The following is a 25,389-nucleotide window of genomic DNA, read 5'->3' on the forward strand; positions in this document are numbered from 1 at the left end:
AATAAAGGTGCTAAAAAAATAAGATGCAATTATTATAGCATGATTGAAGACAAAAAACAAGAACACATGTTCACCAATTCCAACAAGTAATAGCTTGACAAATCACTCATTGTAAATTAATCACAACACCTGTTCTTATTCTTTGATTTTATTATTTTTTTCTTTTTAAGACATAAGCCTTTGGATAAAAGTCATAGCGTTTATAGAACTCTAAAACATCTTCATTCCCAGCTACTACACCTATGATCTGGGTTTCAACATCTCTTTCGTCCATCCACTTAACTGCCCTCTCCATTAGTTTTCCGCCTACATTATAACCTCTATATTGATTATCTACATAAAGGGAATCAATTTCGCCATTACGACCATCGTTTATGGTAGTAATACAGTAGCCAATAGGTTTATTTTCTTTTTCATCAATAACCAATTCTAAGAGTATGTTTTCCTTACTGTTTACTTTTGAGGTAATTTTTTTGATCCTATCTTCGAAGGTATAGTTCACAAAATCTTCTCTAAATACAGGCGTCTGCTGATAGTGATGCTCATTCAGTTGCTGCCATAATTCCTTCATTCGATGGACTTCTGTTAGAGGAATTCTTATATAACTGATCAATACTTATCACTCCTACCATTATATTAGTTTTGCCATATAATACTCATCAATATACTTATCATCTATCTTAATTGACCTTTCTTTTTTCCCTTCAACTTCATAGCCCATTTTCTCATAGAGATGTACTGCTCTAGAGTTATGGGTCATGACTGTTAATTCAATGCGAGTTAACCCAGCCTCTTCTGCCCATTGATCAACAGCATTAAATAACTTTGATCCAATACCCTGGTTACTGTAATCCTGTCTTATCCCAACGACGATATAACCTATATGTCTAATTCTTTGTAATGGACTTCTTTTACATGCAATATAACCAACTAATTCCTTATCATCTTCTACAACAATAAAAGCACTCTCTGTTTCCTTAAAGTCTTGAAGCATATTCTCCATTCTTTTAATATCTTTTTTACGTTCCCCTGGCTCATAAAGCATGTATTTGGTTTCTTGATCTAGACGTATCATCAACTCTTGTAATTTCTCTGCATCATTTATTTCAGCTTTTCTTAATAGCATATCTTTCATCCTTTCATATCAATTATTGCTCTTGGAATAAAGCCTCTAAATTTAGATCTTTAATGGTGTTAATGACTTCTGTTGCTCGTTTACATTTAAATTTCTTCAATATACTGCTGACATGAAACTTCACCGTACTGAGTTCAACGTGGCGTACCTTAGCAATTTCTTTTTGCTTTTTACCATCCAATAATAGTCGTAGCACATCTAGTTCAGAAATGGTTAAAGTCGATAGTATATTGGTAATGGATAATAAACTATTCTTATAGCTTCCTATCTCTTTCAGTTGTTTTCTAATGGCATTCGCTGCATAAGAACGTATAGGTGAGGTATCATTATAAGCCGCTCGGATAGCTTCTAATATCTCCGAAGACGAATTATCCTTTAAAACATAATCAACTACTCCCGCCTCATAGGCTTTGATAATGATCTCTTCATCTTCGTGGCAAGTTAATATAATAATTCTTACATCTGGATACTTGGCTAATATCCTACTGCTGTATTCAACACCTGCTAAAGGTGTCTCCATCTCCACATCCATTAAGATCACATCTGGTTGTTCTTTTACTACTTGTTCATAAAGCTCTTTACCAGAAGAGGCCCGAAAGACTACATCCATATCCTTTTCGTAGTTGATAATGTTATAAAATATATTGTTAAGTGTCTCGTAATCTTCAGCAATCATACATCTGATCATCTTACCCTCTCCTTTCTTTGGGTATATATATTTCTACAGTTGTCCCCCTATTGACCTGTGAATCGATATGTAAAACACCGCCAAATGCAGCAATGGCTTTTTGACAGTACGCTAAGCCTACGCCCCAATTAGAAACTGTTGGCTTTGTTGAATAGAAAGGACGAATAACTTTCTTAAGCTCTTTTTCTTCTATCCCATGACCGTTATCCTTTATTTTAATAATGCCATAATCCCAGCTGTCTTTTAAAGTAACTACTATTTCTGGTTTTTCTTCTTCATGAACGGCCTCTACACCATTCATTAACAGGTTATCCATAACTCTTAGAAATTGATTTTTATCAATAAATAATTCCAAGTCCTGTCTGTCTTCATAGTTAATGAAGTCTTTAGACAACTTACGTATACTCCTTCGAATCAGCTCATTGATGTTTTCTTTTGCATAATGTAGTTCGATTTTTTGGGTATTCTTAGATAAATTGCTGAGCTTAGATATTGAATCATCACAAACATTTAATATTTCTTTGGAAATAGCCTGCTTTCTTTCTGAATCCTCAACTTGCTCAAGATGTTCAGCTAATAACTTGATGGCCACAAACTGATTCTTAATGGAATGCGAAAAAATCCGCAAACCAATATTAGCTGTTTCATATTGCTGTTCAAAATCAATCTGTTTTTTTCTTTCTGATGTTTCAAAAATATTATATTTAAACATAGCAATGATCAATATAATAACGGATATGACACACAAGTAAGATACCGTTTTGTATAAAAAATCATTGTAAGTAAAATTATACATGTAGAGCTGTTCATAACGCCTAAAGATAATGTTGTGATTAGGAAAATAAAAAAATAATAACATAAATAATAGCCATATAGGGATGCTTCCTATCATCATGTATTTGAATTTCTTCCGAATGACTTGAGGTGTTTTGATAAAGGTATATATCATCACATAAGTAGCTGCAAATAAATAAGTCTTAATCATGATGTTGAAAAATATATTGACTAAAGCCATACGTTTATTAATCTCCTTAAGGCTAATCTCATATAGTGTGTGGGTATCAAAACCATAGAGTTTTTCTAAAAACACGGAATCAAATACCATAACTAATAATAAAGGAATTATTCCTAGAAGTATATAGTGAGTCACCTTGGTTCGTCGCATAAATGATACTGCAAAACAGATAGCTCCATAAATATAGAGTCCCGTCCCAATGTTCATGATACGAAATTGTTGAAGTATATCTAGATCCAAGTAATAATTCAACATTAAGATATATTCCTCTACATCTTTAAAAAGCATGTTTTCCGAAAAGGTAGAACTGGATATGTATGTATTATAAAAGGCAAGTCCAAAGGTTGCCATACAAAAACCTATGAGCATGAGTATGAACCATATAATCGATCGATTTTTATGATTTTTAATAATTAAGAGTATGCTAAAAATGATATACATCCCCACTAAATAGACCACAACCATCACCCCATCTTCTCTCTATTTTATCAGAAAATTAGATAAATAGAAAGACTAGGGTATGAACTACTCCCCTAGCCTTTGTTATATTTTTTACTTGTTAGCCCAATACTTTATGGATTCTGCTTTTAGACTTTCAATAAACTCTTCTGGTGTTAATTCACCAAATACCAACTGATTATCGATAGGATAAAATACGTTAGCAAACCATTCAGAATACATAGCCATGGCACCATCATAGGAAAGATGGAAAGTTTCTGCACTACTCACTACTGGTTCTATATCAGCAAGTATGTCTGGATATGCTACATCTTTTCGTGCTGAGATATTAAGAGTTTCTGTCGCATATTTCTCTGCATATTCTTTCTCCATCATAAATCGAAGTAACTCTTTCGCTCCTTCAGGGTTAGGTGCATCCTTAGGAATAGCACAACCAATGAGGTAAGCTTCAACATCTTTATTAGAACCTACTCCACCATCAACCATTGGGAAAGGATAGAAACCAAAATTAAAATCTGCATCTGCAATATCTTTTGTCTCGACCGGAATCCAGCTACCACATAGTACACTACCTGATTTACCTAAAGCCCAATCCGATTGACCAGCTGGATAATTACTACCTTCATATCCGTCTTGGAAGTGGTTTTTGCCTCCCTTACTGATTTCATAAACCAGTTCAGCTGCCTTTAAGAAACCTGGGTCATCCCATGATGCACCCGTTTTATCTCCAGCTGCTTCATATAAAGCACCTTTACCTAATACACGAATAACTGACCAATAATAATAATAAGCGTTGTAGAAAGATATGTTACCATCTAAAGCTAATGGCGCAATACCTGCCTCTAATAAAGCTTCATTGTTAACAACAAACTCTTCCCAAGTGTTTGGTGCTTCTAATGATAATTCTTCAAACATAGATTTATCATAGAAAAAGCCTGAAGTTATATAAGAATATGGCATGTAATAAAGATTCCCCTCTTGCTCATAGAGTCTAACCACATCTTCATTAAATACATCCATCATGGTTCCACCTTCAGGACCTGCTTCAGCAAAGAAGTCTGTTAAAGGCAATACTAAGGACTCTTCTTTCATTAACGCCCCGTTTAATTCGCTTAAGTCTTGATCAATGATATCAGGAGCATCATTCATCAATAATCGACTTCTAATCTTTGTTAATACGTCACGTCCTGCAAATTCTACCTCCACTTTTGTTCCTGTTTCTGCTTCAAAATCAGCACAAATCGCTTTGATGACTTCTGCTTGTGGTTCACCTTCATTCCACATGGAAACATAATTCAGATTACCAACATTCTTTGTCTCTTCCTTCTCCTCTTTAGGCTCATTTTTAGCCTCTTCTTTTACTTCTGTTTTTACACCTTCTTCTTTAGCTGTTTCTGTTTCGCCACATGCAGTCAATAACCCCATAATAAATATGACTGAAAGTAGTAATGCTAAAACCTTCTTAAAACTTTTCAATTCATTTACCCCCTTATTATTCTACTTATATCTTGTCAACTATCACTCTTTCACTGCTCCCATAGTCAAACCTTCCATGATCGTTCGTGATAGAAGAATATACACCATAAATGTAGGTACTACAACCGTTGTAAAACCAGCAAATAAAGAAACCCAATCTCCTGTGTATTGCATAGAACCTTGTAAAGAATACAAGCCTATGGATAAAGTGTACTTGCTGTCCTTAGTCAATAATGTTAATGCTAATAAAAATTCATTCCAAAGCCAAATGAGATTAAATATACCGGATGTAACTAAAGCTGGGCGCCCAAGTGGTAACATGATCTTAAAAAATGTTTTGATAGGAGAGCATCCATCGATATAAGCTGCTTCCTCTAATTGACTGGGTAGTGTCTTAAAGAATCCCATCATTAAGAAAATAGTAAATGGTATGGATAAAGCTATATAAACTAAGCAAAGACCTACTAGACTATTGATTAATTTCAAACTGAATAAAACAAAGAATAGTGGTACTAATAGCAATTGATAAGGTACGCCCATACCAAATGTAAAAAACCGCGAAAATGCTTCCTTGAATTTAAAAGGTATTCTTGATAGAACATAAGATGCTGGAGCACAGATAGCAATCAAGCCAAAGACCGCTCCTAATACAACTAATAAACTGTTGATAAAGTAGGTATTCAAGTGATAGTTGTTCCAAACGTTAGCATAATTACTCCACTGTGGCGCTTGGAAGAACCCCCATACATTTTCAAAAAGTTCCCGATTGGTCTTCAAGGAACCAATGAGTATCCACAAAAAGGCAAATAATGAAAACCCACACCATAAGTTTAAAAATATCTTCACTAAAAACCCAGGCACACTCTTTATAACCCTTCGCATACCACGTTCATACATTAAGGAAGGACTACTATTCCGATTGATCTTTGCATTTCCCATAAGTACTCCTCCTTAATATTCAATGGTTTCACGTTTAGCCAATAGTGAAACGATAATAACAAAAGTTACAATTAATAAGAACATCACCACTCCCATTGCAGTACTATAACCCATGCGATAAATGGTTACTCGTCGGCCAAAAGCTGTCATGTACATATATGTTGCTAAGTTTTGTGACCCTGGTGGCGGGACATCCACCCCTCCACCCCATGCATAGAGCAGTGAGAATTCCTTCACAGCATTAATACACCATAATATGATTGCTGTTGTTAGAACATCCCAGATCATAGGAATTTTTATTTTAAAGAATATTTTAAGCTCATTAGCACCTTCTAACTGTGCCGCTTCAATTAACCCTTGAGGTACACGATCAAAAGCAGCTAGAAGTATAACGCAATAGAAGCCTGTATACATCCATACTAAAGCCACTAAGATAGACCAAATAAGGGTGTCAGGTGCAAGCCATGCCTTTTCTAAGTTTTCTAACCCTATAACTCGTAACAGATTATTAAGTAATCCCCATTGTTTATTATAGATAAAGGACCATAAAATAGCTACTGCTACCGGATTCACCACAGAGGGAAAGAACAATATAGCTCGATAGAACTTCTTCCCTTTGATATCTGTTGTGAGTACGCCGCATAATATAAAGGCAATAGTAAAAATTATGATACCTCCAATAAAAATAATGATGAAAGTATTGTTCATCACCACAGACCAGAAATGGCTGTCATGGAATAATTCGATAAAGTTACCTAATCCAATAAAGTCCATATCATTTGAGAATCCACTCCAATCAAATAAACTAACATAAAAAGCTCTGATTGATGGATAAATGAAAAAGAATAAATATAAGACCGTAACAGGTAATAAAAATAGAATAATCATTTTTTTATGTTCCTTGCGATAAATAGTAACCACCCTCTCATATCATCTAACGCAAACTAAGTTCAATAGTCAACATATAAGAATCATTATGAACTTTACTCATGTACAACATCTGAGTCATTAACCTGATCTCTGTATTAATCATATCGAAGAAGTGTGGCTTTCACAAGTCCAGTCTTTTCTCAAACTATTTTGAAAGGACAAATTCCATGGTATAAAAAAAAGTATAGTAATATACTATACTTTTTCATTCAACTATTTAATTATTATTAAAAACTATCCAATATAATCGTTAGTTTATCAATCAGCTCTATATCTTTGATGTCTTCTGGATTTTTAGATCCTACCTTGTGTTTTTTGATACTGTTTAAAGTTGCTACAGGTAAATCTTCTATATATTCTACTTCATCACCATCGCATTCTTTAACAATAACTTGTCCATCTTTGATATGTAAAGATTCTTCATCCTTATTGGCTTTGTCGTTATTTTCTAGCAATTCCTTGTATAACGTACTTGTACAACCAATTTCTATGCTCTCTGTATCATATCTAACACCGTGTAGAACTAAAGCTGTTCTAGCTGAAGCCCAGTATTCATTTGCTGGTAAGTTTAAATCATGTAGTCGATCAATTACATCATCTCTTTTAAGCATTGTCGTACCTCCTTTTAGAAAATATTCTAAACATTTTTTCTTGGCGGAATTGCTTATCTAGTCTATATTATATGCTAAATTCCTCATAAAGTAAAGTCGCACCCATTAACTTCCAAGAAAAAGAGAAAGAAAAATGCATAATAAAGTAGTTTCTACCTCATTATGCATACTTTTATTTCATACGTTGTCGTATAATCTCATACATCAAAACACCTGCTGCAACAGATGCATTAAGTGAGTTAATTTCACCTTTCATCGGAATACGGGTTATGAAATCGCATTTTTCTTTTACCAGGCGTGACACACCTTCGCCTTCACTACCAATAACAAGGCAGATAGGACCTTTCAAATCTACATCATACATCATATCTCCATCCATATCAGCACATACCGCCCAAAGACCTTTCTTTTGAAGATCTTCAATGGTTCTTCCAATATTGGAGACTTTGGCTACAGGAGTATGTTCAATAGCCCCAGCTGATGTTTTTGCCACAACAGCCGTCAAACCAACAGCACGACGCTTAGGTATGACAATTCCATGAGCACCAACGATATTGGCTGTACGAATGATAGCACCTAAGTTATGTGGGTCAACTATATTATCAAGAACAATGATAAAAGGATCTTCTCCCTTATCTTTGGCTCTGTCCATAATATTTTCAAGTGTTGAATAATCGTAAGAAGCAATAAAAGCAATAACTCCTTGGTGCTTTTCACCTTCAGAAAGACTGTCCAATTTTTCCTTATTGACTTCTTGTATAACGTAGCCGTTACTTTTTGCTTGGCTAATTATTTTTTTGATAGATCCTTCTTTTGATCCTTTTTGAATCATTATTTTATCAATAGTCCGCTCTGTTTTAAATGCTTCAATGACTGCATTACGTCCAATCAAAATATTATCCTTCATATTATCTACCTCTGTAAAAAATTTTGTTAATTATTTTATAAATACGCTCACCTTGTGGAATATAATAGTAGTCTTCTTCCTTTAGCGCCTGCGTTAAAATGATTAATATACCATATACCAATACGCCAACCATAACACTAACACCTATTTGCAAAATAGCTATGCTAGTCATCTTCTGGATGAAGTAAAATGTTCCATAAGTACAAATCCCCATAACCAATGTTGAAATGAATCCTTTTAATAGGAAAGGAATATTGATTTTATAATTTGTTTTTTTCGACACAGTAATATAATTAAGTATAGCCAAACTTCCATAGGCAATAACAGAGCTTAATACTGCTCCTTTAACATAGAGTGCATCATTGATCAACATCATATTGAAGCATAGCTTTATAGCAGATGCTATTGCTAAATTAATTAATGGCAAGTAGACGTTGCCAATTCCTTGAAGTACAGCCGTATAGGTTTGAGCCATAATAACAAAGAGTATGCTCAAACTGTAGATAGCTAAAACCCCTGCTCCACTTGGATCACTGAAGAAAAACAATTGGAGTAAAGGCTTGGCTAATATAAAAATACCAATACTCGCTGGCAAGGCAATTAAATAAGCCAACTTTGATGCTATATCTATCTTTTCTTTAAGCTGTTTTATATCTTTTAAGGCTACAGCTTCTGATATAGCTGGTAATATGCTGATGACCAAAGATACACTAAGAACCATAGGGATATTAATGAAGGTATCAGCCTTGATCTTCTGACCCATCATCTCGTTAGCAGCAGCGAAATCTAGACCTACATGCTTTAATTCTCGAACAATCGTAAATGAATCGATAAAGTTCATCATGGTATAGCAAGCTGCTCCTATGGCAATTGGTATAGCAATTGTAAAAATAGACTTGAATACCTGAGAGAAAACAATAGCATTACCACTTTGATCTTCTTTAACTTTCTTCAGTATGCTTTTTCGCTTATAACCATACATAACAACAAGGAATAACATGCTTAAAAAGACGCCTATACTCAATCCAACAGCTGCTCCACCTGCAGCATAATCAATATCGTATCCCATAGATAATAAGAACATGACGAAGCCAATACCAAATATCACTTTACCAAGGGATTCGAAAATTTGCGCAAAAGCTGATGGCAACATGTTTTGCATGCCTTGAAAATAGCCGCGAATAGCACCAACAATAGCTAAAATAACGGGACTTATGGCCATTCCTTTTAATGCATAAACGGTTCCAGGGTCCCACCCAGCAATGTCAACAATGAATTCAGTTAAACCAAATAATAAAATTGATGATAATCCACCTAAGACCACTAAAATCATTAACATGTACTTAAAGATGGTATGTGCTTCTTCATAGCGATTAAAGGCTAACTTCTCAGATACCATCTTAGACATGGCCGATGAAATACCAGTAATAAAAATTGCAATAAATAATGTATAGATGGGATAAGGATTGTAATAAAAAGCCAGACCTTCATCACCAACAAAGGCTTGTAAAGGTACTTTAAAGAACATGTTAATCAGTTTTGTTGCAATACCTGCAATGGATAATAAAACTGCCCCATGCACAAATTTCTTTGTATTATTCGACATACTATTCCTCCGTCGTATCTTGCTCCAGTCCTTCAATCCCAAAATTAATAATTTCGAAGATGCGTTCCATCCTACCTTCTAAATATAAATAACCTAATAGTGCTTCAAATCCTGTGGCATTTTTGTAATCCATTAGATTGGCATTCTTAGGAACTGATGCGGACTTAGCATTTCTTCCTCTTTTGAATACAGCTACCTCTTCATCTGTCAGCTTGTCCATGATGCCTTTAACTATTACTGCTTGAGCGGAAGCTTTGACATAGGTTCTGCATTCTGAATGCAACTTATTAACAGGTGCATTTGCCTTTGCTACCACTTTAGTACGTATGATTAAATCATAGATGGAGTCACCCATAAATGCTAAGACCAAAGGTGAATATTGTCTTGTATTCACCTTTGGTATATTAAGTGCCTCAAACCAACTATCTAATTCCTTTGTCATTCTATCACCTTATATCCTTTTAAAGCGTACACCTTCTCTTGTATCTTCTAATAGGATACCTTTCGCTTTAAGTTCATCTCTAATTTCATCTGCTCTTGCAAAGTTACGATCTTTTCTCGCTTGTTGTCTTTCTTCTATAAGTTTCTCAATATCTTCATCTAGTAATTCTTCTTCTTTTTCAACCTTTAATCCTAACACATCTGATAAAGTTGTTATGCGATCAAGTAAGAATTCTGCATAGGTTTTACTTACATCACCAGTAATTTCTGTATTGGAGAAGCGAATCAGTTCAAATATAGCTGCAATAGCATCTGCTGTATTAAAATCATCGTCCATGGCTTCTTCAAACTTCTTAACCAAACCTTCTACGGTAGCTTTACGTAATTCTTCATTTTCTGTCATCTTCTCAATTTCAGTATGTTCAATAACGTGTTTAATATTGAATACACCTGTTTGAATACGATCTAGTGAATTACTTGCTGATTCCATTAATTCTCTTGAGAAGTTAATAGGACTTCTGTAATGTGCACTTAACATGAACATACGGATAGCATCATAACCAAATTCTTCAGCTACTTGGCGTGCTGTATAGAAGTTGCCTTCTGACTTGGACATTTTCTTGTTCTCAATGTTCAAGAAACGGTTATGCATCCAGTATTTAGCGAAGGCTTTTCCATTGGCTGCTTCACTTTGTGCTATCTCATTTTCATGATGAGGGAACACTAAATCTTCACCACCAGCATGAATATCTATTTCTTCACCTAAATAGCGTTTTGCCATAACAGAACATTCGATATGCCACCCTGGGCGACCATCCGACCATGGGCTTGACCATGCTGGTTCACCTTCTTTTTTAGGCTTCCATAAAACAAAGTCCATAGGGTGTCTCTTGTCTTCATTGACAGCGATACGTGCACCAGCTTCAAGATCTTCTTGATTTTTTTTGGATAGCTTTCCATACTCATCAAAGTTTTGAGTATTGTAATAAACTGTTCCATTAACTTCATAAGCTGCCTCTTTATCGATGAGGGTTTGAATCATCTCGATAATACCATCTATTTCATTGGTAACCCTTGGATGGGTTGTAGCACGCTTAACGTTAAGACCATCGGCATCTTTTAATGTCTCATTAATATATCTTTCTGCAACTTCTGCTGCGGTTATACCTTCTTCATTAGCCTTTTTGATAATTTTATCATCGACATCTGTGAAATTTTGTACGTAATTAACATCATAACCTTTGTATTCGAAGTAACGTCTCACAGCATCAAATACGATATAAGGTCTTGCATTACCTATATGAATAAAGTTATAAACAGTAGGTCCACAGACATACATCTTCACTTTGTTTTCTTCTACGGGTATAAATTCTTCTTTTTTGCCAGATAAAGTATTGTATACTTTCATAAGATCAACTCCTTACTTTTTCTCGACTCTTTTTAGTCTGTCTTCTAAAATTTCTATGCGTAATAAGAGACGACACATTTCCATTTTAACTGGATCAGGTAAGTGCACTTGATCCAATGTATCTTTAGGCTTAACCTTTTTCTCGCCTCGTTTAACAACTTTACCAGGGATACCGACAACTGTTGAGTTAGGGGGTACCTCGCCAAGCACAACTGAACCTGCCCCTATTCTTGAATTATCTCCTACTTTGAAGGATCCTAGTACTTTAGCTCCGGTACTAATCATAACATCATCACCAATAGTAGGATGACGCTTGCCGTGTTCCTTCCCTGTACCACCCAAAGTAACACCTTGATAAATGGTTACATTATCACCAATTTCACAGGTTTCACCAATAACAACACCCATTCCATGGTCAATGAATAATCCTTTACCAATGGTTGCTCCAGGATGGATTTCAATACCAGTTTTTTTACGAGATCTCTGAGAGATATGTCTTGCCCAAAAGTACCACCCTTTTTTATACATCCAGTGAGCAACACGATGGTTTATGACTGCCCAGAAACTTGGATATAGAAAAACTTCAGAACTTTTCTTAATAGCTGGATCCCGTTCTTTAATAACTTGAATCTCTTCCTTAATATATTTCATAATATTAATCATGTAATCACCCCGATTTATATCCACTTTAAACGTTTTATAAGAATATCTTTTTCTAGGCCGTTATTGATGCCTTCCTTGAGGTGTTTTATTAGCTTTCCTGCACGGCAAGTAAAAGTTTAATAGCACTTAACTTTACTTGCATTAAAAAACTTCGTCTCTATAAAAAAGAGACGAAGTTACTCGCGGTTCCACTCTCATTAGCATAAAAACATACTTATTATGCTCACTCAATACCCTTTTAACGGTGGGCTGCCGGATTAAACTACTTATTAATATACTCGTTCGCTTAATCAGTTCAAGGATGCAATTCATTTAATTTCTCGATAGAACTGCTTTCAGCCGGTGACAGTTCCTCTCTGATTCGTTCCATTAAACTACTCTTCCTATCATTACCATTTTCATATACTTCAACTTGTGTTTATGTTAATACATATTGAGCAGTATGTCAAGGATAAATACAGATATTGGACTGCAAAATCCTTTACCCTGAATCATTGTGAATAATTGGGTTTACTAATAGTTTATTACATGACAAGAATAAAGTGACAATATTATAACAAAAATATAAGCTTTTACCCAATTAACTTAGGTATAAGCTTCTTTAATCTGAATACTGTTAAAAAGTTTTTAGTTGCAACAACTTTATCTGAAAAAGTCACTATATAGGATTCCACATACTTTGGTGGTACTAGAGTTAAAGGAAACATATGTTTCAAAATAATGTCAGCTTCAATTTCATTGACCTCAAAATGCTCTACTGCATTCTCATATGAAATAATGGGATGATTTCTTGTATGTCTAAAGTCTAAAATCCCCTGTTTATACTCTTTCCAATCATAGTGGAAAAAGTCATGTAACATAGCCCCTCGTGTAGCTGATACAACGTCTGCACCAGTTAACTTAGCAATACGGTAGGACAGTCTTGCAACTTGTATATTATGGGATACAATATCCTCTTCATCATGATGCGAAAACTCTTTTAAAGCCATGTAATGATCATTTTCAAGCATTTCGCTAATTAATCTATTGAATTCTATTTTATTCCTTTTAAGCATTCCTTCACCTTCTCTTCAGAGACTCTTTTATTTACCCACCCTATATATCAATAAATATTCTTATTTTATATCACTCAATTAGAATTGCATACTTAGTATTATAACTTAAATACAATTTATTTTGAATATCAAAATAATGGTATAAAATTTTTTATGTCCTTATTTATTGTATCAGCTAAGTATTAATAAAGTCTTAAGATTAAGTTAAATTTTAAAATGTTACAAATTGGAAACACTCTAGATATGTCTCAAATGATCTAGAGTGTTTCTGCTTGTACATTATTCTTTAAATAAATTCCTTTGGATGTTTTACTTTCAGTTGGGGAACTGCGAATTCTCTTCCTGTTTCTACTAAACGTTTACAATACTTTGGTAGGTTACCATTAGCATGAAAAGGACCTCCTTCTTTCATTACCGTCCATAAAGGATCAATATCATATATCATCGTATCCATCATTTCATCATGCCAATTATTCAATCGATAAACAGCTTCTTTACATACATCTCTATATTGATCAGCCACATTATTTTGTTCATACGGATCTTTTTTAATATTAAAAAGCATTTCTTTAGGAAAGAGATGATAGCCATCATGATAAGTTCGGATATACATCCAATCATCAAATCTAACACCTCTTTGACAAACATGGGCACATTGACTAATAATTAATTCTGATCTTGAGCTATCTTCGCCATAAAGGGCTCCAGCATAGCTTTGCCCATCCCATTGCTTTGGAACGTCTTCTTTCAGCTTCTCGATTCTAGGTGCTATATGAAATGCAAAATTTCTATCTGAATTTATATTATTACCTTTGATTAGATCTGCAAGGGTTGGTGCTAAATCTAGATTATAGTGAAGTCCTTCATCGATATGTCCCTTTTTGCAACCTGGCCATTTAATGATCATAGGAATTCTACAGGTCGTGTGGTCTGCTGTAGCATGCTCACCGTAAATACCTAATTCGCCCATGTTTTCACCATGATCAGCACTAATAATAATTGCAGTATCTTCATACAATTCATTTTCTTTTAAATATTCAATTATCTTACCTACATGTTCATCCATGTAACGAATACCGGTATCATATCCGTCAAACATCTTTTTCATTTGCTCCATGTTCATAATCTTTCCAGGTTGTCTAGGAAATTGATCTGACTCATGATCGTTATACATGTTTACTTCGTATACACTGTGGGGTCCAATAAGCTTTTTATGCTCTTCAAGTACCTCCTTTGTAATCCATTCAGGTATAGGGCTATCTACAAAAGGATTATCATAATCTTTAGGTACACGATAGGGTGTATGTGCATCCCAATAGTTTACTTGCAAAAACCAACTATCATTTTGCCCTTCTGATTCTAACCATTTGAGAACAGTAGGGGTAACTTCCTCTGCTAATTCATCTCCACACTTACCCGTATTATGGATTTCATCAAAACCAGCATAAAAGTTCCAAGATGCATGTCTTTCTGCAAATGGGCTTATGGAAATAGTCTTGAATCCATAATATCTTAAATAAGCTGGTAAACTTCCAAAAGCTATAGCATCTTTAAACCCTCTACTTTTTCCTTCCAATCTCATATCTGCCGCTGTACCACCATGTCCAACTACTCCTGTATGTATACCGAATTTTCCTGTCATTAATGCAGTTCTTGACGGCAAACAAGGTGCGTCAGAACAGTAATAATTATCAAATCGAACGCCATCCTCGCATATCTTATCTAAATTCGGGGATGTATTCCTGTGATACCCATAACATCCTAAATGGTCCGGACGTAGAGTATCTAGATCTAGATATAATATTCTCATCGCAATCATCCTTATCTTTTTCATCAACATACTTTTATGTAATACATATCTCAACATGCATTCTTTCAACTTTGATAAACGATTTTATAAAATGATGCCTATCAAAATTGAAAGAATCCTTTTACTATTAAATATTGATAATGCCACAACTGTTTCTTATAATCAGTTGAGTGGGAATAATTGTTTTTGGAGCTACATCTTGCTTTTCGATGATGTTGAACAGTGTCTGTGCTGCTGCCACGCCCCATTTATATGTTGGGTTTCTCACCGTTGTTAATGAAGGTTGAACATATTTAGCTAAGATCATGTCATCAAAACCCACAATAGCAATATCTTTTGGTATAGACAGCCCACTTTCTTGAATAGCTTTCATTGCACCAATAGCCATTTCATCTGTTACGCAGAACACACCCTCAATATCATTAAAATCTTCTAGCAAATGCTTCATAGCATAATAGCCACCATCTTGTTTACACCAACCTGAGATAACCATCTCATCATTATAAGACAAACCATTTTTCTCTAGAGCCCTTTTATAACCCTGTAACCTCATGCTGGAATCCAGTGAATCGGCGCCCCCACTAATGCATGCAATATTTTTTATTCCCAGCCGAATCATATGCTCTACCGCCATATAGGCACCATTTTCGTTATCAAGTATTACAGAATGTATATAGGGATGTTCAATCTCTCTATCCAAAACAACAATAGGTAATTTTTCTGATGCAACTGATTGAAGAAATGCATCATCGATATTAGAACACAAAACTATTGCCGCATCTACTTTCTTTTCACTCATATACTTACATGCGGTACTATTAGTGCCCCCAACGATACTACCTGTAATAAAATCATACCCCTTTTCCTTAACAATAAAATCATGCATCCCTTTAACCATATCTCCAAAAATAGGACCATGCACATTCCAGATAAAAACACCTATCGTATTGGTTGATGTGACCTGTATATTTCTAGCCGTACCATTATGAACATATCCTAGTTCTTCTGCAGCCACCAAAACTTTGTTCTTAGTCTCAACACTTACTTTTCCTTTATTGTTAAGGGCATATGATGCAGTAGATAGAGCTACTCCAGCTTTCTTAGCAACATCCTTTATTGTAGCCATTTGTTTCACCACCTATCGAAATTATTCGTATCATTTCACTCATGTTTCACTAAAACTATATTATCATAATAAGATTTTCTTATCAATAACAGGATGGTGAAACAAAATGTATATCAACTTTTATAGTTATTTATTATTCTCATATCTTTCATATGCAGCCTTATAGATGGTCATATACTCATCCAAGCCCATATCAAATAATGTCTTCGTATACTTATCCCAACCTTCATCATCAAAAACATAATCGCCAATAATTACTTTAGCCCTTATTTCTGCTACATAACTATCAATATCTGATTTCAATGCACGTAGTTGATCTGTTTCATCTGTGGTATAGATAAACTCTGGCCAAACTTCTTCTATATGATATGGAGTCGTTTTTTCAGCAGCTGCTAAAGCTTCTGGTGATGCCTCTGAACCTTTAAAGTACTCTTGCTTCGTTACGGATACCCAACCGGATACAGAAGGTAATAATTGATTTCGGGCTTCTGCTACAGATAATCCATTAGGATTTTTATTGATAATATCCATGTATTCATATTTACCCTCGTTTACCTCATAGGTTTCACCTTCTATCCCCAAATCAAACAGTCTAATACCTTCTTCACTGTACATAAAATCAAGCCATCTCATTGTAGCCTCTGGATACTCGTTCTTATCTGTTATAGCTACCATAAAAGTAGGTGATAAAGGAGGATTTATTGAACTATATGACTGATCCCCAAATGGCCCCTCAAGAGCATTCATCCCTTGATAATTTATATCTGTACCAATGGCTATTGGCGCAAATCCTCCATAACTACCAACGGCACCATTGTGAACATTCGCTACGACATCTTTCCATTTAGAAGTAAATAACTCTTCTGCAATTAAATCTTCAGAATACAACTTATTTAAATAGTTAAGCATATCTCTGTAATTTTCATCTGCAGCTATAAAACGAAGTTCTCCTGTCTCTTCGTTCATATCTACCATTGTATGTTTTTTACCTCGATTCATTAATCCCCATGAACCATATAAATTGTTCATTAAATTACCTAAATTCATACCATAAAAAGGTATTTCATCCGCCTGACCATTGCCATTAGGATCTTGCTCTTTAAAAGCCTTTAATACCGTGTATAGCTCATTTGCATTTGTTGGCTCTTCAAGACCTAAATCCTCCAACCAATCTTGTCTCATGTATAATCGATCACCTGAAAGCATTGAAGTGAAACTTGGATCGATTATCCTTGGTAACGCATAAATCCCACCATCTGGTGCTTTCAAACCATTTTTAACTATTGGATATTGCTTTGCAATGGCATTGAAATTAGGAGCGTATTGTTCAATTAAATCATCAAGCTGTATAAAAGTACTTTGTTGTGATCCATATGTAATGACATCTAATGAATTAATAAACATACGCAAGAAAACATCTGGATAATCTCCACTTGCTAACATTAAGTTTTTCTTTTCATTCGCTGCACTCCAAGGTACAAGTTCCCAATCTACATGAATGCCAGTAATTTTCTCAAGCTCAGGTATAGAAACTGTGTCATCGAAGTGAGCTTGCACAGGTGTTTGCGTTGATACTACTTTAATGGTTATAGGTTCATTGACGATTGGATAACCTGTAGCGTTCATATAGTCTGGTACATCTGATTCTACTTTAGTTTCTTCTTCCACATCCTTTGATACATTTTCTTGAGATTTAGTATTTGCATCACTGTTATCCCCTGCACCACATCCGACTAACATTGTTGAGATTAGCGATATAGATAACATGAATGCTACAATGCTTCTTAATCCTCTGCTTACTCTTTTCATCTTACAACACTCCCTTATTTTGATTTATATAAATATAAAATTTATATTTAACCTTTTAAAGCTCCTATCATAACCCCTTTGACAAAGTATCTCTGAATAAGGGGATAAATTATAATAACAGGAAGGCTTGAAATAATAATAATCGCATATTTGATACCCTCTCCCCACATCTGTTGCTCAGCTACTGAGCTACTGCTCAAATCTAACATATCTGTCATCTGATTTTGCAACAATATTTCACGCAAAATAAGTTGTAAAGGAAACTTTTCTTTGTCAGATAAATAAATCAAAGCTGTAAAAAATGCATTCCAGTGGGCTACCCCGTAATAGAGAACCAAAACTGCAATGATTGGTTTAGCTAATGGTATGACAATAAGGTTAAGGATTTTAAAATTAGAACATCCATCAATCATAGCTGCTTCTTGAAGTTCAATAGGAATACTACTCTGAAAAAAAGTTCTCGCAATGATGACATTATAAACACTTATTAATCCAGGGAGGATCATTACCCAGAAATTATCTATTAACCCCAGTGTTTTAATAACTAAATAAGTAGGGATTAATCCACCACTAAAGAACATAGTAAATGTAAATATAAGCATCAATACGTTTCTACCAACAAAATCTTTCCTTGATAAAGGATAAGCTGTGATAATGGTTATGATGATATTCGCAAATGTACCTATTACAGTGTAAAGTATTGTATTTCTATATCCAGTGAGAATCCCATCATCTTTAAATACTCGTATATACCCTTCAATTGTGATATCCTTTGGAAACAGAATAACATTTCCATTGATGACTTCTGCTGGGTTGCTAAATGAAGCACTTATTACATATATAAGAGGATAGGCTACTACAACGGTGACTATTGCTAACAAAGCATATACAAAGGTATCAATAACTATATCCTCTCTAGATTTTCTTTTATTATTAATCATATCGATACCCCCTACCATAGACTCGTTTCACTAACATGTTTTGATATTCTGTTAACAGTGATCAAAATCATAAAGTTAATTAAAGAGTTGAAAAGACCAACAGCTGATGCAAAACTATATTGAGCCCCTAAAATACCACTTCTATAAACATAAGTCGAAATAACATCTGAAGCTTCCATATTCAAATCATTCTGCATTAAGAAAACCTTCTCAAACCCAACCCCCATGATCCGACCTACATTTAAAATTAAAAGAATAACGATAGTCGGCATAATACCAGGTATATTAATGTGCCATATTCGTCTAAGCCTGCTAGCCCCATCGACTATTGCAGCTTCGTGAAGTTCATAGTTAATACTTGATAAAGCCGCAACATAAATGACAGAGTTCCAACCCATTTGCTGCCATACCCCTGAAAAGACATAGATAGATTTAAAATACTCTGGCTTTGTCATAAAGTAAACGGGCTCACCTCCGGACATTTTAATAAACTCATTGACAATCCCGTTTTGCGGAGATAGAAAGCTCACTACCATACCTACTAAAACAACTGTTGATAAAAAATGAGGTGCATAGGTGATGGTTTGAACAGTTTTCTTGAATTTTGAATTCTTAATTTCATTTAAAGCCAGAGCTAATAGGATAGGTATTGGGAAGCCAACAATTAATTGATAAATACTTATCCCTAAAGTATTCAATAAAAGCCTTCTAAAATAATAACTATTAAAAAATCTTTCAAAATGCTTCAACCCCACCCATGGACTTCCCACAATGCCTAGTTTAGCAATATAATCTTTAAATGCTAATTGTACCCCATACATAGGCCAATAGTGAAATATAACAATATATAAGATTGCAGGGAGTATTAATAAGTACAAATCATAATTCCTAGAAATATATTTCAATGCTTTACCTTTTTTTGATTCCCCTCTACTTTGCAAGGTCTAAACCACCTTTCTGTGAATTCATACATCATTCAACCTATACGTACTCAAATCTTGCTTTTTGGTTGTTATCACTTGAAGTACCGATGTAAAGTTCAAACACACCTTTCTCTGTTGTATATTTCATATTTCTATCATAGAATTTAACCATCTCTTCATTGATTACAAACTCAACCTTTGCTTTTTCTTTTGGATTTAAAGTAATCTGCTGATAACTTTTTAATTCCTTTACAGGTCTTGAAAGACCATATGAGTGAAGGTCTCTTATGTATAATTGTACAGTTTCTGTACCTTTTACATCACCTCTATTAGTCACCTCTATAGATGCTGTAATACTGCCATCTTTTATAAGTTCTTGATGACTTAAAACTATCTCTGAGTATTGAAACTCTGTATAACTTAATCCATGACCAAAACAGTATAACGGGTGATTTGAAACATCTTCATATTTGGACCTAAAACGATCTTCTGGTTTATCTTCATGTGGTCGCCCAGTTTTTAACCTTCTATAGAATACAGGTATTTGTCCTTCACAATAAGGGAATGACATAGAGAGTTTTCCTGAAGGATTATATTCTCCAAAAAGTACTGAAGCTACTGCATTTCCCCCTTCTGTACCAGGAAACCATGCTTCAAGGATAGCTGGAATATTTTGATCATACCAATCTAATATGACTGGGCGTCCGTTAAATACAACTAAGGCAGTTGGTTTGCCTAATTTCATTATTTCTTCAGCCAATCTTCTCTGTGCTCCTGGTAGACCTATTCTTGAATAGCTTTTTGCTTCTCCACTCATTTCCTTTACTTCGCCTAAAGCAAGGAGTATAATATCAGCTTTCTTCGCTTCATTAACAGCGTCTCTAATACTTTCTTCAGCTGTTTCTAAATCTGAACCATCAGCGCTACAACCTTTGGACTTATATATCTTACATTCTTTGCTAAGCTTATTTTTTATCCCTTCTTCAAGAGTAACAATTGAATCTCTATCTTTTACAAAAGCCCAAGCACCTTCAATTTTTTTCTCTTCTACTAATGGTCCTATTAGAGCAATTGATTTTATGTTTTTATCAAGAGGTAAGATCTTTTTCCCCTTATAGGGATCATTTTTTAGTAAAACCATTGATTTCTGAGCTAATTCATGAGCTATTTCCCTATGCTGAGGATTCAATTTAAGCTTATCTTCAAGATCTGGATCAATATAGAAATAAGGATTATCGAAAAGACCCAATTTGATTTTAGCTCTTAAAACTCTACGTACAGATGTTTCGATCTGATCTACAGACAACTGTCCTTTTACTACTAATGACTCAATAGAATTTAGAAAACAATCCGATACCATTTCTACATCCACAGTTGAATCAATTGAAAGTCTTGCTGCTTCTTCTTCATCTTTCGCTGCGCCGTGAGCTATGAGTTCTGTGACAGCCGTATAATCTGTTAATACAATCCCATCAAAGTCATATTCATCTCTTAAGATATTTTTCAATAAATATTGGTTGGCTGTTGCTGGTGTATTACTATATGTAGTAAAGGCTGGCATAATGGAATCAACACCTTCATCTACAGCCGCTTTAAATGGTGGTAAATAAGTCTCACGTAAATCTCTTTCTGAGATACTTACGGTATTATAATCCCGTCCTCCATCAGATGCACCGTATGCAACAAAATGCTTTGCACATGCCATCATATAATGCCTTTTCCCATTTTCATTGGATTGATACCCTTTAATCTGTGCTTTTGCTAGCTCTTGCCCCAGATAAGGATCTTCTCCTACCCCTTCAGTACACCTACCCCATCTTGGATCCCTTGATACATCAATCATTGGTGAATTATTCCAATGAACACCTGCTGCTGTTGCTTCTATAGCTGCCATTCTTGCTGCTTTTTCAACTGCTTCCATATCAAAAGAGCATGCAAACCCTAATGGAACAGGATAGATAGTATCACAACCATGTATGATGTCTGCGTTGAATAATAAAGGAATACCTAGTCTTGATTCTTCAACAGCCATTTTTTGATACTTAAAAGTATTTTCCCAACCTTTTATTCCTAATGTAATACCTGTATCACCATTTTTAACACTTTCTTCAAAACTTCTTTCAACTAATTTAGAACCGAAAGGATTCGCACCTCGTACCATCTGATACATTTGACCAATTTTTTCTCTCAAAGTCATCTTCTGAAGTAAATCATCAATCATTTCTTCAATTTCTTCATTACTCCGTGTTTTAATCACATTTGGATACTTCTGTTTTTCTTCATAAACTTTTTTACGACTGAATTGATTCATATCACGCATTTTATGCCTCCAACTATTTATTTCGATGTAATTTCGAGAGTTGTTTCGATCGTTTCACTTTGTTTCGTTTATAGAATATCATATTTCTATAAGTCAATCAAGCACTTTTTGTGATTTTGAACACTTTTGGGAGTATTATTTATTAATTTGCATGCAATTATGCTAGTTATATATGCGATTCTATAACTTTAATCGAAATAATTTCGACATAAGTTTCGACCCCTCTTTTTTTTTCAGCAATTCAAGTAGCTAAAGCCACATTTAAACAGGTGATAGGAATGTATGGTTCCTTTCAAGCAAAACGCAATACTTTCCTACACTACAAGAATAGTGACCAGCGTCACGTTTCAAGTATGTGCAGGAAAGTATGGTTCCTTGCAAGCAAAACGCAGTACTTTCCTACACTACAAGAATAGTGACCAGCGTCACGTTTCAAGTATGTGCAGGAAAGTATGGTTCCTTGCAAGCAAAACGCAATACTTTCCTACACTAAAAAAATGCCTTAATAACCATTTCTCAGTTATTAAGGCACTCCACAATTATTTATATGAGGTTATATCGCTTATATTGTTCTTTTGGTGCATCTGATTCATCCATTAGTCTTATCATTAGTTTCATCATTCTTTCTTCAATATCTCTATCTGTAAGTTCATTTTCTTGGCATGGATCTTCTTTTACATTAAATAACTTATTCTCTTTAAAGGTATACTTTCCGCTGAGATGTCTAGGTTCTGTTTTGATCTTCATTAATTGACAGCCTTTTGTAAAACTAAAAGGAGCACTTAATTCCATTCCTTCAAATTCACTAGGTTTAAACATACTTCTCATATGGGTTGGCATTAAGGTGTACTGATAAATAGGTACATCAGATTCAGCGTTTCTCATATAAACATATTCACCGTCTGTGACATTAAGAAACTTACCGAAATAACCAAAAAGAATAGTATCCCTTAGTCTCTCATCATGTGCTATAGCCTTTTTAAGAGATTGTCCTTGCATATCTTTTGGAATTTCTACGCCAAAATATTCAAGTAACGTAGGTGCAATATCTATTGTTTGTGCTAAGACACTACACCGTTTATGCTTCGCACCTATCCTAGGATCCCATATAAAAAAAGGAGTATTAGCTATTTCATTATATAATGGCATAATCGACTTTGCCCACCAATTCTTCTCCCCAAGGAAAAAGCCATGATCTGTATTAACAATAAGCATTGTATCTTCCCACATATTATAGTTATCCATCATGTCAAGAACTTTACCTAAATAATGGTCACACATACTAAGCAAAGCCGCATATTGATAACGGGCATGTCCTACTATCTCATCGCGTTGAGTTACTTTATCATATGGAGGCCAATCAAAATGTCGTCCATCATATTGATGTGGATATAGATCTTTATAATGCTGTTGTGTGAAAAAAGGTTCATGTGGATCGAATGTTTCTATTTGAAGAAACCATTGGTCTTCGGTATAATTCTTCTCAATAAATTCTAAACCTGCTTTAAAGGTTTTAGCTTGAGGCTGATTATCTTCAGAAACTAGATATTGTCGATTAACCCAATCTTGACGCCAAAGTCTCCCCTTTTCATGACTTGTGTATTCATGCTCTGGTATGTGAGGTTCACCAACCATTCCTTTCCAAGTATCCCCTTCTTGACCACGTGATATTTCCCATGATGAATATCTGGAATGATATGTACAACCTCCATCTTCCCAATAGTGCTGATGGTCAGAAACAAGGTGTGTATAAACCCCATTGTTCTTTAATATTTCTGGCATTGAGTCATCAAAGGGTTCCAAAGGTCCCCAACTTCGATGCAGCATGTTGTAGCGACCAGCGTGCAACTCCCTCCTTGCAGGCATACAAGGCATACTACCAACATAAAACTGGTCGAAAGTTACTGTTCTATCACCTAATCTCTTGAAATTGGGCAGTTTTGTCCAATCACAGCCATAGTTAGGTAAATAGTGCTTGTTCAGTGAATCAAACATTACCATAATTGCTTTCATATCTTTCCTCCTAATTTCCTATGATTTATTAATTTACTCGTGTAAATTATAGTTCACAAAGAAAGGAACATCAAGTTCCTTTTATAACTAACAAGAATCCCTCTCAGTCAAACTACAAGGTAAGGACATGTTCACAGGCATAGTTGAAGGTTCCGTCAATGTTTCTAATAATGTCATGGCACTTTTTTTGCCTAATTCGTATAAAGGCAAGTCACAAGTTGTAAGTCTTGGATAAGAATAGGATGCAAAGCTAGAGCCAGCCAATGAAATGACTGCTACATCTTCTGGAACAAGTATTTTGTTTTTATTGGTCTCATATAAAGTTTCAAAAGCAAACTTGTGCCAAGCACCAATTATTGCAGTACGTTGATTACTTTGCTTTATGCTGTCAAAGATTTTCTCACACTCTGTACATACATCTGCATGAATTCTGACGATTTCTAATAGGGTATTTTTTGCATCATCCACAGCTTTCTTAACACCTTTTAGACGCTGTTTCTCTTGTTCTGAAACCACATGAGGTAATAATAAAATTAAGTTATTATATCCTTTTTCTATAACATGCTGAGTTGCTATATAAGCACCATGATAATAATTAATGTCAATACAATTGATTGATGGATCATACATGTGGTAATCTGCAAAAACAGTTGGTATTTGCTCTTTCTGAATCATTTGTGTTACTATTTTGAGTTCTTCTCGATCAATTCCTTCTTGGTAAGATAAAAAGATAATACCATCAATTTTTTTACTCTTGTAAAAAGAATAATACTCAGGCATCCCTCTAGCATCCACCTCTTCTGAACATAGTGTGATACTGTACTTATGCTTACTCAGTTCATCTTTTATACCACTTAGTACATGGATAAACCTCTGTTCACTTATTTTCCTTTTAGAGACCACACCGATAGCCATGGATTTATTAGTTTTTAATGCCTGGGCCATGGAATCCGGATGATATCCAAGCTTATTTGCTGCTTTTAAAACCTTTTTCTTAGTCTCTTCTTTAATACTAATCCCTTTGACGTCATTCAATATATAAGAAACTGTAGCACGAGAAACACCTGCTTCTTTGGCTACGTCTGTACTTGTTACTCGTTTTTTCATAAAATCC

22 protein-coding genes and 1 other annotated feature are annotated in these 25,389 nt (G+C 34.8%); all 22 genes read right to left on the reverse strand.

Annotation, left to right across the window (positions count from 1 at the left end; all coding sequences use genetic code 11):
• Positions 1–151 precede the first annotated feature (151 nt).
• Positions 152–613 carry a GNAT family N-acetyltransferase gene (locus tag C1Y58_RS00535; RefSeq protein ID WP_105614039.1) on the reverse strand — a complete coding sequence of 154 codons (462 nt, stop codon included), beginning with the start codon at positions 611–613 and terminating at the stop codon, positions 152–154.
• Positions 614–631: 18 nt separating this feature from the next.
• Positions 632–1,126, reverse strand: coding sequence for a GNAT family N-acetyltransferase (locus C1Y58_RS00540; RefSeq protein WP_157949877.1), 495 nt, complete (start codon positions 1,124–1,126; stop codon positions 632–634).
• 22 nt (positions 1,127–1,148) lie between these two features.
• The gene (locus C1Y58_RS00545) at positions 1,149–1,823 is read right to left on the reverse strand and encodes a response regulator transcription factor (RefSeq protein WP_105614041.1); all 675 of its coding nucleotides are present in this window, start codon (positions 1,821–1,823) and stop codon (positions 1,149–1,151) included.
• A gap of 1 nt (position 1,824) precedes the next feature.
• Positions 1,825–3,297: a sensor histidine kinase gene (locus tag C1Y58_RS00550; RefSeq protein ID WP_157949878.1), complete on the reverse strand. Its 1,473-nt coding sequence runs from the start codon at positions 3,295–3,297 to the stop codon at positions 1,825–1,827.
• Between the two features lie 93 nt (positions 3,298–3,390).
• Positions 3,391–4,773, reverse strand: coding sequence for an ABC transporter substrate-binding protein (locus C1Y58_RS00555; RefSeq protein WP_207655684.1), 1,383 nt, complete (start codon positions 4,771–4,773; stop codon positions 3,391–3,393).
• Positions 4,774–4,815: 42 nt separating this feature from the next.
• Positions 4,816–5,712 carry a carbohydrate ABC transporter permease gene (locus tag C1Y58_RS00560; RefSeq protein WP_207655685.1) on the reverse strand — a complete coding sequence of 299 codons (897 nt, stop codon included), beginning with the start codon at positions 5,710–5,712 and terminating at the stop codon, positions 4,816–4,818.
• Positions 5,713–5,724: 12 nt separating this feature from the next.
• Positions 5,725–6,600 carry a carbohydrate ABC transporter permease gene (locus C1Y58_RS00565; protein WP_105614043.1) on the reverse strand — a complete coding sequence of 292 codons (876 nt, stop codon included), beginning with the start codon at positions 6,598–6,600 and terminating at the stop codon, positions 5,725–5,727.
• A 269-nt stretch (positions 6,601–6,869) separates the two neighbouring features.
• Positions 6,870–7,253 carry a hypothetical protein gene (locus tag C1Y58_RS00570; protein WP_105614044.1) on the reverse strand — a complete coding sequence of 128 codons (384 nt, stop codon included), beginning with the start codon at positions 7,251–7,253 and terminating at the stop codon, positions 6,870–6,872.
• A 172-nt stretch (positions 7,254–7,425) separates the two neighbouring features.
• Positions 7,426–8,160, reverse strand: coding sequence for a 23S rRNA (guanosine(2251)-2'-O)-methyltransferase RlmB (rlmB, locus tag C1Y58_RS00575; RefSeq protein WP_105614045.1), 735 nt, complete (start codon positions 8,158–8,160; stop codon positions 7,426–7,428).
• Position 8,161: 1 nt separating this feature from the next.
• The gene (locus C1Y58_RS00580; RefSeq protein ID WP_105614046.1) at positions 8,162–9,766 is read right to left on the reverse strand and encodes a putative polysaccharide biosynthesis protein; all 1,605 of its coding nucleotides are present in this window, start codon (positions 9,764–9,766) and stop codon (positions 8,162–8,164) included.
• A 1-nt stretch (position 9,767) separates the two neighbouring features.
• Positions 9,768–10,208, reverse strand: coding sequence for a Mini-ribonuclease 3 (locus tag C1Y58_RS00585; protein ID WP_105614047.1), 441 nt, complete (start codon positions 10,206–10,208; stop codon positions 9,768–9,770).
• A 9-nt stretch (positions 10,209–10,217) separates the two neighbouring features.
• Positions 10,218–11,615 carry a cysteine--tRNA ligase gene (cysS, locus tag C1Y58_RS00590; protein ID WP_105614048.1) on the reverse strand — a complete coding sequence of 466 codons (1,398 nt, stop codon included), beginning with the start codon at positions 11,613–11,615 and terminating at the stop codon, positions 10,218–10,220.
• Between the two features lie 12 nt (positions 11,616–11,627).
• The gene (gene cysE, locus C1Y58_RS00595) at positions 11,628–12,275 is read right to left on the reverse strand and encodes a serine O-acetyltransferase (protein WP_105614902.1); all 648 of its coding nucleotides are present in this window, start codon (positions 12,273–12,275) and stop codon (positions 11,628–11,630) included.
• Positions 12,276–12,441: 166 nt separating this feature from the next.
• Positions 12,442–12,677 (reverse strand) — a binding site (T-box leader).
• A 173-nt stretch (positions 12,678–12,850) separates the two neighbouring features.
• Positions 12,851–13,333 carry an HD domain-containing protein gene (locus C1Y58_RS00600; RefSeq protein WP_105614049.1) on the reverse strand — a complete coding sequence of 161 codons (483 nt, stop codon included), beginning with the start codon at positions 13,331–13,333 and terminating at the stop codon, positions 12,851–12,853.
• Between the two features lie 286 nt (positions 13,334–13,619).
• Entirely contained in the window at positions 13,620–15,143 is a 1,524-nt protein-coding gene (locus tag C1Y58_RS00605) for a sulfatase family protein (protein WP_105614050.1), read from the reverse strand.
• A 127-nt stretch (positions 15,144–15,270) separates the two neighbouring features.
• Positions 15,271–16,269, reverse strand: a complete 999-nt coding sequence (locus C1Y58_RS00610) for a LacI family DNA-binding transcriptional regulator (RefSeq protein ID WP_105614051.1) — start codon at positions 16,267–16,269, stop codon at positions 15,271–15,273.
• A 126-nt stretch (positions 16,270–16,395) separates the two neighbouring features.
• A complete protein-coding gene (locus tag C1Y58_RS00615) occupies positions 16,396–18,078 on the reverse strand; it encodes an extracellular solute-binding protein (RefSeq protein ID WP_105614052.1) in 1,683 nt (560 codons plus the stop codon).
• Positions 18,079–18,125: 47 nt separating this feature from the next.
• Positions 18,126–19,019 (reverse strand): carbohydrate ABC transporter permease, encoded by an 894-nt coding sequence (locus C1Y58_RS00620; protein WP_105614053.1) that lies wholly within the window; start codon positions 19,017–19,019, stop codon positions 18,126–18,128.
• Between the two features lie 11 nt (positions 19,020–19,030).
• Positions 19,031–19,960 (reverse strand): ABC transporter permease, encoded by a 930-nt coding sequence (locus C1Y58_RS00625; RefSeq protein WP_207655686.1) that lies wholly within the window; start codon positions 19,958–19,960, stop codon positions 19,031–19,033.
• A 40-nt stretch (positions 19,961–20,000) separates the two neighbouring features.
• On the reverse strand, positions 20,001–22,262 hold the full coding sequence (gene bglX, locus C1Y58_RS00630) for a beta-glucosidase BglX (RefSeq protein WP_105614054.1): 2,262 nt from the start codon (positions 22,260–22,262) through the stop codon (positions 20,001–20,003).
• Positions 22,263–22,805: 543 nt separating this feature from the next.
• On the reverse strand, positions 22,806–24,275 hold the full coding sequence (locus tag C1Y58_RS00635) for a sulfatase (protein ID WP_105614055.1): 1,470 nt from the start codon (positions 24,273–24,275) through the stop codon (positions 22,806–22,808).
• Positions 24,276–24,362: 87 nt separating this feature from the next.
• On the reverse strand, positions 24,363–25,382 hold the full coding sequence (locus C1Y58_RS00640) for a LacI family DNA-binding transcriptional regulator (RefSeq protein WP_170311474.1): 1,020 nt from the start codon (positions 25,380–25,382) through the stop codon (positions 24,363–24,365).
• Positions 25,383–25,389 lie beyond the last annotated feature (7 nt).

It is taken from the genome of Vallitalea okinawensis, assembly GCF_002964605.1.
Classification (GTDB): Bacteria; Bacillota; Clostridia; order Lachnospirales; family PQDH01; genus Vallitalea_A; species Vallitalea_A okinawensis.